At 58.2% G+C, this 12,350-nt stretch carries 13 protein-coding genes and 1 tRNA gene; 9 read left to right on the forward strand and 5 right to left on the reverse strand.

Translation table 11 applies throughout. The annotated features are described in order from the left end of the window. Positions 1 to 184: 184 nt before the first annotated feature. Positions 185 to 1,363, reverse strand: coding sequence for an IS256-like element IS1249 family transposase (locus tag ACP8J1_RS01020; RefSeq protein ID WP_486696844.1), 1,179 nt, complete (start codon positions 1,361 to 1,363; stop codon positions 185 to 187). Positions 1,364 to 1,761: 398 nt separating this feature from the next. Between ACP8J1_RS01020 and ACP8J1_RS01025 the strand changes: the two genes are divergently transcribed. Next, positions 1,762 to 3,126 carry a citrate:proton symporter gene (locus ACP8J1_RS01025; RefSeq protein WP_023020404.1) on the forward strand — a complete coding sequence of 455 codons (1,365 nt, stop codon included), beginning with the start codon at positions 1,762 to 1,764 and terminating at the stop codon, positions 3,124 to 3,126. Between the two features lie 34 nt (positions 3,127 to 3,160). On the opposite strand, the gene ACP8J1_RS01030 is transcribed toward ACP8J1_RS01025, so the two are convergent. Further along, positions 3,161 to 3,237 (reverse strand) — tRNA-Pro (locus tag ACP8J1_RS01030). Positions 3,238 to 3,315: 78 nt separating this feature from the next. Beyond that, a complete protein-coding gene (locus ACP8J1_RS01035) occupies positions 3,316 to 4,206 on the reverse strand; it encodes a metallophosphoesterase (RefSeq protein WP_023020405.1) in 891 nt (296 codons plus the stop codon). Between the two features lie 33 nt (positions 4,207 to 4,239). Between ACP8J1_RS01035 and ACP8J1_RS01040 the strand changes: the two genes are divergently transcribed. Further along, positions 4,240 to 4,704, forward strand: coding sequence for a GatB/YqeY domain-containing protein (locus tag ACP8J1_RS01040; protein ID WP_023020406.1), 465 nt, complete (start codon positions 4,240 to 4,242; stop codon positions 4,702 to 4,704). A 30-nt stretch (positions 4,705 to 4,734) separates the two neighbouring features. Here ACP8J1_RS01040 and ACP8J1_RS01045 read toward each other — a convergent pair whose 3' ends face one another. Then, positions 4,735 to 7,224 (reverse strand): transglycosylase domain-containing protein, encoded by a 2,490-nt coding sequence (locus ACP8J1_RS01045; RefSeq protein ID WP_023020407.1) that lies wholly within the window; start codon positions 7,222 to 7,224, stop codon positions 4,735 to 4,737. 144 nt (positions 7,225 to 7,368) lie between these two features. Here ACP8J1_RS01045 and ACP8J1_RS01050 point away from each other — a divergent pair, with 144 nt between their 5' ends. The 4 genes from ACP8J1_RS01050 to ACP8J1_RS01065 are packed head-to-tail and all read left to right on the forward strand — an operon-like array spanning position 7,369 to position 9,189. Beyond that, on the forward strand, positions 7,369 to 7,692 hold the full coding sequence (locus ACP8J1_RS01050) for a WhiB family transcriptional regulator (RefSeq protein ID WP_023020408.1): 324 nt from the start codon (positions 7,369 to 7,371) through the stop codon (positions 7,690 to 7,692). Between the two features lie 45 nt (positions 7,693 to 7,737). Beyond that, on the forward strand, positions 7,738 to 7,896 hold the full coding sequence (gene sp36, locus ACP8J1_RS01055) for a Sp36 family protein (RefSeq protein ID WP_005323131.1): 159 nt from the start codon (positions 7,738 to 7,740) through the stop codon (positions 7,894 to 7,896). Next, positions 7,897 to 8,355, forward strand: a complete 459-nt coding sequence (locus tag ACP8J1_RS01060; RefSeq protein ID WP_023020409.1) for a RidA family protein — start codon at positions 7,897 to 7,899, stop codon at positions 8,353 to 8,355. A gap of 18 nt (positions 8,356 to 8,373) precedes the next feature. Continuing rightward, positions 8,374 to 9,189, forward strand: coding sequence for an MBL fold metallo-hydrolase (locus ACP8J1_RS01065; RefSeq protein ID WP_023020410.1), 816 nt, complete (start codon positions 8,374 to 8,376; stop codon positions 9,187 to 9,189). Positions 9,190 to 9,364: 175 nt separating this feature from the next. Here ACP8J1_RS01065 and glxR read toward each other — a convergent pair whose 3' ends face one another. Further along, on the reverse strand, positions 9,365 to 10,048 hold the full coding sequence (glxR, locus tag ACP8J1_RS01070; protein WP_005323128.1) for a CRP-like cAMP-activated global transcriptional regulator GlxR: 684 nt from the start codon (positions 10,046 to 10,048) through the stop codon (positions 9,365 to 9,367). 341 nt (positions 10,049 to 10,389) lie between these two features. Between glxR and nth the strand changes: the two genes are divergently transcribed. The 3 genes from nth to ACP8J1_RS01085 are packed head-to-tail and all read left to right on the forward strand — an operon-like array spanning position 10,390 to position 12,317. Then, entirely contained in the window at positions 10,390 to 11,046 is a 657-nt protein-coding gene (gene nth, locus ACP8J1_RS01075; RefSeq protein WP_023020412.1) for an endonuclease III, read from the forward strand. 9 nt (positions 11,047 to 11,055) lie between these two features. Next, positions 11,056 to 11,619, forward strand: coding sequence for a TlpA family protein disulfide reductase (locus tag ACP8J1_RS01080; protein ID WP_023020413.1), 564 nt, complete (start codon positions 11,056 to 11,058; stop codon positions 11,617 to 11,619). Further along, entirely contained in the window at positions 11,616 to 12,317 is a 702-nt protein-coding gene (locus ACP8J1_RS01085; protein WP_023020414.1) for an NUDIX hydrolase, read from the forward strand. Before ACP8J1_RS01080 ends, ACP8J1_RS01085 begins: the two co-directional genes overlap by 4 nt. Positions 12,318 to 12,350 lie beyond the last annotated feature (33 nt).

Below are 12,350 nucleotides of genomic sequence, written 5' to 3' on the forward strand. Positions count from 1 at the left end.
CGACGCGGCGCTGTAGGGGCACCGCGTCGTTTCCCATATATGGGGTATTTAGCTGTATTTTCGGGTTAAGGGTCAAAATGTGTGTCTGGCTCGGCGTGTCGCGGGGGTTAGATTTGGCCTTTTTGAATGCCGATTGAGTGGGTTAAGGGTCAAAATGTGTGTCTGGCTCGGCGTGTCGCGGGGGTTAGATTTGGCCTTTTTGAATGCCGATTGAGTGGGTGTAGTCGGTGTCGATAGCGTTGTCGTAGAGGGCTGGGCGTCCTGTTTCGTGGTCGGCTTGGTTCTCGGTTTGGGTCAGGGTGGATACTTTGGCGAGTTGGCCCTGGCCCCAGTCGGACTGCCTGGCGATTCGTACTGGATCGTCAGGCAGTTCCGTTTTTAAGTAGAGCCACCAATCCAGCATGCGGCGTAGTCGTTCGCCTGATCTGCCGCGGTGGGTTCTGGCGAGCAGTTTGAGCTGGGCGTTGATGCCGCCTTCTAAGCTGTTGGTGGTGGATTTGATCCGCTCGGGCGCAAGGACTCCTGCTGGCGGGTTGAGGTAGACAAACAGCATCTCGGACCGCCAAAGATGGTTGAGGCTGTTGTAGGCCTTGCGCACGTTGTGGTGGGTCCACACGCGGGTCCATGCACCTGTTTTGGGGTCTTTGATCATGGTTTTCTCGTTCATCCATTCCCGGTAGATCGTTGAAAACTCGTGCAGTTGCACACCCCACGCGGCGGCTTCATCCAGTGTGGTGATCCGGGTCAGTTTCAGCGCAAGTCGGTAGATGGTGCGCCCGGCATCGGTGCGTGGGTTGGTGGTGGTGTAGCGGCGGACCACGCGTTGGGCGTGGACGAGGCAGCGTTGAATTTTCGTAGTCGGCCAGCACTTTTTGATTGCGCTGTATGCGCCTTGGCCGCCGTCGATGACGGCGATGAGTGGGGCTTCGATGCGTTCAAGCAGCAGTTGGTAGTCGCGGGTGGTTTCGTGTTTGCACCAGTGCCAGGCGATCACGTGGTCGATGGTCGCCGCGACGATCAGGCAGCCACCGGCGGTGTAGGTGCCATCGAGAAATACCTGGTCGTAGATCCGCTTGTGGTGGCCGGCGGTGGGGTCAGGCACATCAACGAGCCAGCACCACTTGAAGCGCCGCTTCATGGTGGCGCGGCTAACACCGTTTCGTTTGGCTAGGTCGTCGAGTGATATTGCGGTGGTGCAATGCTCGATGAACTGGGTGAACACTGCCGCGTTGGTGATGTCGTTTCGACGTTTGACGCTGGAGGCGCCGCATTGTTTGCAGCGCCATCTGGTGGTGCCTTTGCTGGTGGTGCCGTTGCGTTTCATTTCACCGCCGCAGTGGCAGCGTGGTTGGTTCTTCGACATTGCGACACCACACCACGCCGCGCATAGCACATCACGGCTGCCACACCGAGGATTTCCCGTCGGGGGCTAGATATATGCTTCCGGAGCATATACTTTCCGGAAACCTACAGGTCAATCCGTGAAAATCCGCGATTCCGGACACACTTTTTGACCCTTAACCCGTATTTTCTGCGCAAGAATCCGTGCACAACGGCCGTCGTTTTATCGGGGTGGGGTAGTTTTCACGCTTTGCATACTTTTTTGACGACACGCTATCCATAGACAATTCAATTCAAAGTGGTGTGAATTTTTTTGGGGGTGGTGGTAGTGCTGCTGGTGGCCAGGGTTTAATCTGAGTCACACCCCGTCTATCCGTGTCACGTGCGGCACGGCGGGACGTCAACTTGTAAAGGAGCACTATGCAGACCCCGCTCGGCCTTACGACCGTAGGCCTTTTGGTCATTTTCGTGACGGTGGGAATTTTAATTCGCGGCCGGGTAAACCCCATCATTCCCATGACATTGGTGCCCGTAGTTGGTGCCCTAGTATGTGGATTTGGTCTAGGCGAAATATCTGACTTTTTCAGCGAAGGCTTAAGTTCCGTCATCAACGTTGTGGTGATGTTTATCTTTGCCATCATCTTCTTTGGCATATTGCAAGATGTTGGCCTATTTACTCCGGTTATCCGCGCACTCATCAAGGCCACGCGCGGGAAAATCATGGCCGTAACGTTGGGCACTGCGGCGATTGGCGTAGTAGCGCACCTCGATGGATCTGGTTCTACCACCTTCCTTATCACCATCCCCGCACTACTCCCGCTCTATCGTGCGTTGAATATGTCGCGCTACGCGCTTATCACCATTGTGGCGATGGCCGCCTCCATAATGAATATGGTCCCTTGGGGCGGCCCGCTTGGCCGGGCCGGCGCCGTAGTCGATCAAGAGCCCAACGCCATCTGGGTGCAACTTTTGCCCATTCAGGGCGTAGCGATTGTGCTGGTCTTCCTTTTGGCCGCGCTTTTGGGGTGGCGGGAAAAGCGCCGTATAGCGGGTTTGCGCGAAAGCGGAGAATTAGTAGGCGGCACGGCAGTAGACGTTAATGAATTGGCCGATGAATTCGCTGCTGCACAGGTACGTGAACAACATAAATTGGGCTACCACTTCCGCACGGGACGCTGGGTTACCGTGGTCAACGTTGTCGTAGCCCTTGCGGTCTTAGTGGCTCTGCTATCGGGCGTAGCTCCGCCCGCCCCAGCCTTCCTCGTGGCCACTACAATCACGCTAGCCATTAATTTCAGCGGTTCCATGGAACAAGGCGAGGCCCTGCGGCGCCATGCGCCCAATGCATTGGCCATGGCGGGCGTCATTCTTGCCGCGGCCATGTTCTTGGGCGTTCTCAATGAAACGAAGATGCTTGAAGAAATCGCCCTGACGCTAGTTGACGTCTTGCCGGAGGGTGTCGCGCCGCATCTTCACGTTATTGTGGGCTTCTTTGGCGTACCGCTTGACTTGTTGACCTCGACGGATGCCTATTACTTCTCAGTTCTTCCTATTGTTCAGGGAACCGTGGAAAGCTTTGGGGTCAGCGGTATGGGTGCGGCTTGCGCGCTCATCATTGGTAACGTGGTGGGCACCTTCGTCTCGCCGTTCTCACCCGCATTATGGTTGGCGTTGGGGCTAGCGGAAGGCCAGATGGGTAAATATCTCAAGCTGGCTTTCCCCATTGCGTGGCTATTTTCCGCCATCTTGGTGGCCGCGGCGCTGTTTATGGGAATGTTGGCCTAGTAAAGAAAAGGCCCGCAGCACAGCTGCGGGCTCATGGTCGGGATAACAGGATTTGAACCTGCGACCTCTTCGTCCCGAACGAAGCGCGCTACCAACCTGCGCCATATCCCGGCGTTCCGCCTTGAAAAGCGGTACCTCGATACTTTAACGCAAGCTAAGCGCAATCAACAAAACGGCAGGTGGTTGCGTTTAGTCCACCTCAGTGATTTTTAGCAGCGTGGCGGAGGGCCGGCAGAAGATGCGTACGGGGGCAAATTTGGAGGTGCCCAAGCCATTGGAGACATGCATTTTCATCGGGCCGAAATCGTGGAGCCCCTGCACGCGGTCGCGGTCGATGCCGCAATTGGTTACCAGTGCACGGGATCCCGGCAGGCAAATTTGGCCGCCGTGGGTGTGACCAGAGAGCGAGAGTTGGTAGCCGTCGGCCGCGAACTTCTCCAGCACGCGGGGTTCGGGAGCGTGGAGGAGGGCCAGGGACAAATCAGCATCCTCGTTGGGAGGACCCGCGATTTCGGAGTAATCATCCAGATCGTGGTGTGGATCGTCCACGCCGGCGGCGGCAAGACGGACGTTGCCCACCTTAAACTCATGCCGAGCCTGGTTGGCATCGCGCCATCCGTGCTCCATAAAGGCGGCGCGCATACCGCGCCAGGGCAGATCCACATAGGAAGGCTCCCGCTTTTTGCCCAGCAGATACTTGAAGGGATTGACCGGACGCGGGGCCCAGTAGTCATTGGTGCCAAAGACAAAGAGGCCGGGGCGGGCCAGCAGCGGACCGAGAGCGCGCAGCGTATCGGGTACGGCCTGCTGATCGGAGAGATTATCGCCGGTGTTGACTACGAGGTCCGGCTCCAGGGCGTCGAGGGCGGAGACCCAGGCAATCTTGGTCTCTTGGCCCGGGATCATGTGCAGATCAGAAAGGTGGAGCAACCGAAATTCCGGCTTGCCACGCAGAGTGCCCTTGGGCAGGAGAGGGAGCGTATATTCCTTGAGCTCGAATTTGGTCAGTTCGCTATAGCCCCATGCTGCGGCGCCCAGGCCCGCAGCGGTGAGGCCGCCAAGAATACGTAAAAGTTTCACGGCTACCACCCTACCTGGCGTACATTGATAGGCATGAGCGAGCTAAAACAAACCATCCGTGCAGATCTGAAAACCGCAATGAAGGCGAAGGAGAAGCAGCGCACCAGCGCCATCCGTGCCTTGCTGGCCGCCATCCAGGCCGAGGAGACTAACGGCTCCCGGCACGAGCTGGAGGACGCCGATATCCTTAAGGTAATTGCGCGCGAAATCAAAAAGCGCCGCGAGTCCGCCGAGGTCTATGAGGAAAATGGGCGTCCGGAGTTGGCTGAAGCCGAGCTTGCTGATGTCCCCTTCTTCGAGGCCTACCAGCCCCGCCAGCTAGACGAGTCCGAGCTGCAGGCCTTGGTGAAGGAATCCATTGCCGAGGTCGAAGCCGAAAACGGCGAAGCACCCACCATGAAGCAGATGGGTGCCGTAATGAAGGTGGCCAATGCCAAGGCCGCCGGCCAAGCGGACGGCAAGCGCCTGTCCGCTGAGGTCAAAGCCCAGCTGAGCTAGAGCGGGCGAGACCACACTGGGTGGCGGAGCCTAGCGGCCAAGCAGGCTGCGGATATCGTTGGCAAAGTTATCGATGTCCTCTTGGCGGATGCCAAAGTCTTCCGGCGAGAATCCGCCCCCGCCACCGTTACCGCCTGTGCCGCCAGTCGAGCGGCCCGGACTAGTAGCACCGTCGATATTAGCGCCGCCGGTGCTATTTTGCGTGCCGGTGGAGTTAGCATCGGTCACGCCGGAGGAGGGGGATTGGGAGGCCCCGGCGCCGTCGGAAAGCTGCAGCGTAATCTCTGCGCCCTTCTTCTTTCCGTCCTTGCCGGTAATGGCGCGAACTACGCGGCCATAAGGCACATCGCCGCCGATGACGCGGGAAGTCTTGACCACATAGCCCTTAGCTTCCAAGGCCTGGCGCGCCTCGGCCTCGGACTTGCCACGCAGGCCATCTAGGGTCTTATCGGCCGTGGTGCCGTTATCGTATTTCTTATTGTAATTCGGCAGACCAGCCTTGGTTGCTATCGGCAGCTGGGAGGCCATGCTGAAGAAGGTCTGCGCCGGCTCCAAGCCGCCGTAGAGGTTGCCCCAACCCGCGCACTGGCGCACCGGGCCAGTACACAGCGGGACGGTGGAGGTGCCGTCGTTATAAATATAAGGAGCGGCGGAAATGCCCTCATTGAATCCCAAGAAAGCAGAGGACTGGTTGGACTCGGTGGTACCGGTCTTTGCCGCGATAGGGCTGGAATAACCGGCCGCCTGGGCGGCATCTTTGGCCGTGCCCTGCTTGGCATCTTCGGACAAAGCATTGCTCATGGCGCGGGCCACGTCCTTATCCACCGCCTGCTCACACGGGGTTTCTTTAAGGTAGACCTCGTTGCCTTCCTTATCGGTGATCTGGGCGATGGGGTTGGGTTCACACCATTTGCCATCCGAGGCCAGCGTGGCACCCACATTGGCTAGCTCCAGCGGGTTGACCTGGTCTGGGCCCAGGGTAAAAGAACCCGAATTGGCTTCCTTGGTGTGCTGGGCAATCGAGGTGTCCTTATCAAAGCTGCCCTTGTCATCGTAGGAGCGCAGGCCCAAGCGCACCGCCATATCAACGATGGGGGCTACGCCTACCTGCTCGGTGAGCTTGATAAAAGGCGTATTGGGCGAGTGGGCCAGTGCTTCCTGCAGCGTCATGGTGGCCTTATAGGCGCCAGCGTTTTCCACGCAGTAGCGGTCCGCCGGGCAGCCGGCGGCGCCGCCGTGACCAAGGCCTTCCGCCTCGTAGCGGGCGGGCACATCCACGGTGTTTTTAATGCCATAGCCTGCCTCAAGCGCGGCCGCGGCGGTAAAGACCTTAAATACGGAGCCGGCACCGTTGCCTACCAGGGAATAGGGCTGCGGCAGGATGGTTTCATTCTTGTCCAAGTCCAAGCCATAGTCACGGGAGGAGACCATGGCCAGCACCTTGCGATCCGATTTACCGGGTTTGATGACGTCCATGACTTCCGCCACGCCTGGGGCGTCCGGGTTGGTGTGGCTTTGCACGGCCTGAAGGGCCTTATTTTGCACCGTTGGATCCAGTGTGGTTTTGATGGTGTAGCCACCGCGCGCCAGCTGTTCTTCGCTAATGCCCTTCTTATCCAGGTACTTCAGTACATAATCACAGTAGAAACCGCGGTCACCCGCGCCGATGCAGCCATTGGCTAGCGTTTGGGGCTTCTTGCCGACGCCCAGCTTTTCCCCCTTATACTTATCCGCTTCCTGCTGCTTGATATGGCCGTTATCCGCCATGGATTGCAGGACGAGGTTGCGCCTTTCGGTTACTTCGCCGGCGTTGGTATAGGGGTTGAGGCGCTCAGAGGATTGGACCATGCCCGCCAGCATTGCTGCTTGTGGCACCGTGAGCTCAGAGGCGTGGGTGCCAAAATAGGTGCGGGCTGCGGCCTCGACGCCATAGGCATGGTTACCAAAAGACACCAGGTTGAGATAGTTGGTGAGGATGTCATCTTTATCTAACTCCTCATCCATCTTGGTAGCCATGCGCATCTCGCGCAGCTTGCGGGTTAGGGATTGCTCGGTGGCCGCGGCACGCTCTTCATCGGTAGTAGCAGAAACCAACAGCAAGTAGTTCTTTACGTACTGCTGATCGATGGTAGAAGCACCCTGAGAGACACCACCCGAGGTCAGGTTGGTCCACAGTGCGCGGAAATTGCCCTGGAAGTCTACGCCTTCGTGATCATAAAAGCGCTCGTCCTCAATGGAGACGATGGCGTTTTTCATGGCTTTAGAAATCTTCTTTCCCTCCACCGGGTGGCGGCGCTGGCTGAAGACATAGGCCATGTCCTTGCCCTTGGCATCTTTAATAGTGGTGACGCCAGGGATATTACCGGCCGTCAGATCTTGCAGGTCAGATTGCATGGTTTCGTTAGTACGGGCAATCGCTACCCCGGAAATGCCCGCGAAGGGGGCAAGGGCCAGGGCGATCAGCGCGCCTACCAAGACCGTAGACAGGGCTATCTTGGCCAAAGATTTGATGACAGTCACGCCCCATACACTACGTGGTCGCCCTCGGTGGGTGGAAGATCACTCGCACCCCCTAAAGTGTGACGTGTTAGACAATCTTCTACCTGGGTGAATAGACTTAGGCGCGTTACATAGTATTCCGTCTGGGAAGGAGCACACTCACCCATGACCGTTCGTGTGAAGACTGCTGGAATGTCTAATACAGCCCGAAATCCCGAGCGTGGTGAGTGGGTTACCCAGGCTAAATGCCGTAAAGGTGACCCGGATGCCCTCTTTGTGCGCGGTGCAGAACAGCGCAAGGCGGCGGTCATCTGCCGCCACTGCCCGGTGTTGACCGAATGCCGTGCCGATGCTTTGGATAACCGCGTCGAGTTTGGTGTTTGGGGCGGGCTGACCGAGCGTCAGCGCCGTGCATTGCTTCGCAAGAACCCTCACATCACGGATTGGGCGCACTACTTGGCTGAGGGCGGCGAACTCGTCGGGATTTAAGAATTTTGACGGCGTGGGGCGTATTTAATAGTTAGAATGGGACCCATGACTAAATGGGAATACGCAACCGCACCTGTTCTTACCCACGCTACGAAGCAGATCCTCGATTCTTGGGGTGAAGACGGCTGGGAACTGGTTACCGTCACCCCTGGCCCGAACCCAGAAAACGTCGTGGCCTACTTCAAGCGCGAGGTGGCAGAGTAAATGGGCTTTCATGCTCGCTTGCGGGAGCTGGGGTACGAGCTACCGGGCGTCGCCAAGCCGCTAGCTTCCTATGTGCCGGCCGTACGCGTAGGGAATCAGGTCTGGACCTCCGGTCAGCTTCCCCTCGTGGAGGGAACCTTGCCGCTGACCGGCAAGGTTGGTGCCGAAATCACTACGGAACAAGCCCAAGAACAGGCCCGCATCGCGGCGCTCAATGCGCTCGCCGCCATCGATGCTGAGGTGGGCCTAGATAATATCTCCCGCGTGCTAAAGATTGTGGGGTTCGTGGCTTCTGATCCGGGCTATGCAGATCAGCCAGCAGTTATCAATGGCGCCTCGGATTTCATTGGTGAAGTCTTTGGGGATGCCGGAACGCATGCTCGCTCCGCCGTTGGTGTGGCTGCGTTGCCTAAAAACGCGCCGGTAGAGATCGAACTAATCGTAGAAATTGCTGCTTGATCGGATAGGCTAGTAACTATGGAGCACCCTGCATATAGTCAATTGCGTCCCGTCAGCCAATCCGTTGGCGTAGTCCTTTGTGATAACCCCAGCTACACCGCCCTTGAGGGGACGAATACGTGGATTATTCGCGCCGCTGAAGACTCCCGGGCGATCGTCGTAGACCCGGGTCCAGAGGATGAAGGCCATCTCAACGTTGTGCACCGCAACGCAGGTGAGGTGGCATTGATTTTGATTACTCACCGCCACGATGATCACGCATCTGGCGCGCAGCGCCTGCGGCAGATGACCGGCGCCCCCATTCGCGCATTCGATCCGAGTTACTGCAACGGTGCCGAGGCGCTGCAGGATGGTGAGCATATCTCCCTCGACGGCATCACCCCTCGCCTCGAGGTTGTTCACACTCCTGGCCATACCGCGGACTCCACCTGCTTTTTTGTGTGGAGCGGTGAAGTAGGAAACTCCCGCCTCGAAGGCATTATTTCCGGTGACACCATCGCAGGCCGTCACACCGTTTTGCTTTCGGAGACGGACGGAAACTTGGCCGACTATCTGCACACCTTGGATACCCTAGAGGAGCGCGGTAAGGATATCGCGTTGTTCCCAGGGCACGGCCCAGATTTGGATGACACGTCCCAGGTAGCCCGCAAGTATATCGACCGCCGCCACTACCGCCTTGATCAGATTAAGGAGATCCGCGCCCGCTTGGGTGAGGATGTAGATCTGAATACCCTGGTCAACGAGATGTACGATGATGTGGATCCGGTACTGCGCCACGCTGCGGAGCAGTCCACTCGCACCGCGCTGAAGTATTTGGACGGCAAGACTAAATAAGCCGTATCTCCATATGTGCCCCTTTTTCCTCCTAGTAGGAAAAGGGGCTTAATTGTTTTAGCCCCTGCGCTGGTGCACCAGGGAAGTGGGGCTGGCCTCCACGTAATGCTGGGCAAGGGGGCGAAAACCAGCGAAACCCCCGCTTTAAGCGGGGGTGTGGCGAGCTCGCGCTTACTTAGCGAGCGCGGCGGGCGAGGTGCTCGGTATCGACAATGAGTACGGACTTGCCCTCGAGGCGGATCCAACCGCGGTGGGCAAAGGTGGCGAGCGCCTTGTTGACGGTCTCACGAGAGGCGCCGACCAGTTGGGCAATCTCTTCCTGGGTGAGATCGTGGTTTACGCGCAGGGCGCTGCCTTCCTGGACGCCGAAGCGATTGGCCAGCTGCAGCAAAGTCTTTGCCACGCGGCCGGGAACATCCGTGAAGATGAGGTCGGCCAAGTTGGCGTTGGTGCGACGCAGGCGGCGTGCCAAGACGCGTAGCAGCTGCTGTGCGATTTCGGGGTGGTCACCAACCCACTTCTTGAGCAGCTCGGAGTTCATGGTGGCCGCCTGAACTTCGGTCACGCATACTGCGGAAGAGGTGCGCGGGCCCGGGTCGAAGATGGACAGCTCGCCGAACATATCGGATGGGCCCATGACGGTCAGGAGGTTTTCGCGGCCGTCCGGGGCGTGGCGAGCGAGCTTAATCTTGCCCGAGGTGATGATGTACAAGCGGTCACCAGGTTCGCCCTCGTCGAAGATGGTGGTTCCGCGCGGATAGCGCACGGTCTCCATCTGCTCGATGAGGTGCTGCACTGCAACGGGATCAACGCCTTGGAAGATTCCGGCGCGGGAGAGGATGTCCTGTACGCCTTCCACGTTTTACTCCTTGGATGTCGACTACGAAAGTCCATAGATGCGCCTGCGCCACATCTGGGTGCGGTCTTTCATGCACTCGACAATGCGGAACAAGCGGGGTCACTGTGTAACGCGTTTCATCTTACAGTGTAATTGGTCACTTTTGGTACTTCAGTGAATTTTTGTCACACTATAGAAACTCTGATCGTGCTAGAGGCACAACTCCGGCCAGCGAGTTTGCGGCTTAGTCAGCGAAAACAACTGCCTCGAGCTTTTCCATCAGGAGGGCGAAAAGGGCGATCGCAAGCGGTACCAGAATCACAAGTGAAATCATGTTTTCCTAGTCTACTAAGCTTTATGCCATGAATTCAGCACTGTCAGCGGCCAGCGCGCCGGAGCTACGGGCACCGGAGATAAATAGGCGTTTGGCACAGGAGTATCCAGATGCGCGTTGTGCCTTGGATTATGACTCCCCGCTGCAGCTTTTGATAGCCACGGTGCTTTCTGCCCAGTGCACGGATGAGCGCGTGAACTCGGTGACCCCTGAACTCTTTTCCCGCTACCCCGAGGCCGCGGATTATGCAGCAGCGCAGCGGTCGGAACTGGAGCGCATCCTGCGCCCGTTGGGTTTTCAACGAGCTAAGGCGGGACACCTTTTGGGCATAGGGGAGAAGCTGGTGGCAGATTTTCAAGGCGAGGTTCCCCGCACGGTTAAGGAGCTCACCAGCCTGCCCGGCGTGGGGCGTAAGACCGCGCTGGTGGTGCTTGGAAATGCCTTTGGGATTCCGGGGCTGACGGTGGATACGCACTTCGGCCGCCTTATGCAGCGGCTTGGGCTCACGGGAGAGACGACACCGCTGAAGATTGAGCGGGACATCGCCAAGCTCCTGCCAGAAAAAGAGTGGACAATGTTTTCTCACCGCGTCATCTTTCATGGGCGCCAGGTATGCCATGCGCGCACGCCGGAGTGCGGTGCATGCGTGCTGCGGGATATGTGTCCAGCGGCTAGTGGGCGCTAGGCTTAAGGCATGAAGAACTACGTCCTTGGCACGGTGATTGCCGCGATCCTCATTGCCGTTATCGCGGTAGTGGGGGTCTCGCAATTGCGGGGTGGGGACGAAGCCGAGGAGGCAGTGCCAACCGAGGCTGCTCCGCAAGAAGTCCCGCAGCGTCCAGACTGTCCAGCCGGCACCGTAGCTGGGGTAGAGCTGGATTGCTTGGGCGGTAAGGCCACCGGAAAGCGTGCCGATGAAGGTGTGAGCGTGGTCAACGTGTGGGCGTGGTGGTGCGAGCCGTGCCGCGCGGAGCTTCCCTATCTGCAAAAGGTGGCGGAGACGCACCCAGACTGGCAGGTCGTGGGTGTGCACGCGGATAAGAACGCGGGAAACGGTGCAGCTTTCTTGAATGACGTGGGAGTGGATCTGCCGAGCTTCCAGGATGCGGATAATAAATTTGCCGGTCAGTTGAGCCTGCCAGGCGTAGTTCCGGTGACAGTGGTGCTCAAGGACGGCGAAGTGCGCAAGCAATTTGCGCAGCCCTTTAGCTCCGCAGCGGAGATTGAACGGGCCGTGAAAGAGGCGATTGCGGCATGAGCCAACTTCGTCCCGAGTGCACACCAGAATGGCTCAAGCCAGCGTTGGGGGTAGATCCGAGCCAGGTGCAAGAGCTCATAGGCAATCGGCAGGCTTCGTCCCTCAATGGCACTACTGCGCAGGTGCCGGTCAAACGGGAGGCGGCTGTGCTTATGCTACTTAGCGGCGAAAGCGCGGAGGAGGGCAGCATTTTGCTCACACACCGCTCGCCGTCCATGCGTTCTCACTCCGGACAAATTGCTTTCCCGGGCGGCCGCCGAGATCCCGGTGATACCTCGCTAGTGGATACTGCGCTGCGGGAAGCCTGGGAAGAAACGGACCTGCAGCGTAATTCCGTGACCCCATTAGAGCAGTGGAGCCAACTGCATATCCGTGCCACCGGCAATCCCGTGAGCCCGATCCTGGCGCATTGGAACCAGCCGGGGGAGGTCTATCCCGCCAGCCCTGATGAAACCGATGATGTCTTTCTCGTTCCCATCCGGGAATTGGTCGATCCACGCAATCGCTTCGTGGTGGGCTTTAGAAAATGGCAAGGACCAGCATTTCATGCCAATGGCTATGTCATCTGGGGGTTTACCGCCGGCGTGCTTTCGGCTCTCTTGCAGCACTCTGGGTGGAGCGTTCCTTGGGATAATAATTCAGTCATGGACCTGCGTGACTCCCTCAAAAACTCCCGCAATAATGAGAAGATGTCCTAACCGCTTGTGCCGCGGTACGTGTACGTCTTAACC

This window comes from Corynebacterium sp. LaCa_205 (assembly GCF_057458085.1).

What these genes read in the sequence shown, in the direction of transcription:
- ACP8J1_RS01020 (WP_486696844.1), bottom strand. Translation starts at nt 1,363, where the DNA reads ATGTCGAAGAACCAACCACGCTGCCACTGCGGCGGTGAAATGAAACGC.
- ACP8J1_RS01025 (WP_023020404.1), top strand. Translation starts at nt 1,762, where the DNA reads ATGCAGACCCCGCTCGGCCTTACGACCGTAGGCCTTTTGGTCATTTTC.
- ACP8J1_RS01040 (WP_023020406.1), top strand. Translation starts at nt 4,240, where the DNA reads ATGAGCGAGCTAAAACAAACCATCCGTGCAGATCTGAAAACCGCAATG.
- ACP8J1_RS01050 (WP_023020408.1), top strand. Translation starts at nt 7,369, where the DNA reads ATGACCGTTCGTGTGAAGACTGCTGGAATGTCTAATACAGCCCGAAAT.
- sp36 (WP_005323131.1), top strand. Translation starts at nt 7,738, where the DNA reads ATGACTAAATGGGAATACGCAACCGCACCTGTTCTTACCCACGCTACG.
- ACP8J1_RS01060 (WP_023020409.1), top strand. Translation starts at nt 7,897, where the DNA reads ATGGGCTTTCATGCTCGCTTGCGGGAGCTGGGGTACGAGCTACCGGGC.
- ACP8J1_RS01065 (WP_023020410.1), top strand. Translation starts at nt 8,374, where the DNA reads ATGGAGCACCCTGCATATAGTCAATTGCGTCCCGTCAGCCAATCCGTT.
- nth (WP_023020412.1), top strand. Translation starts at nt 10,390, where the DNA reads ATGAATTCAGCACTGTCAGCGGCCAGCGCGCCGGAGCTACGGGCACCG.
- ACP8J1_RS01080 (WP_023020413.1), top strand. Translation starts at nt 11,056, where the DNA reads ATGAAGAACTACGTCCTTGGCACGGTGATTGCCGCGATCCTCATTGCC.
- ACP8J1_RS01085 (WP_023020414.1), top strand. Translation starts at nt 11,616, where the DNA reads ATGAGCCAACTTCGTCCCGAGTGCACACCAGAATGGCTCAAGCCAGCG.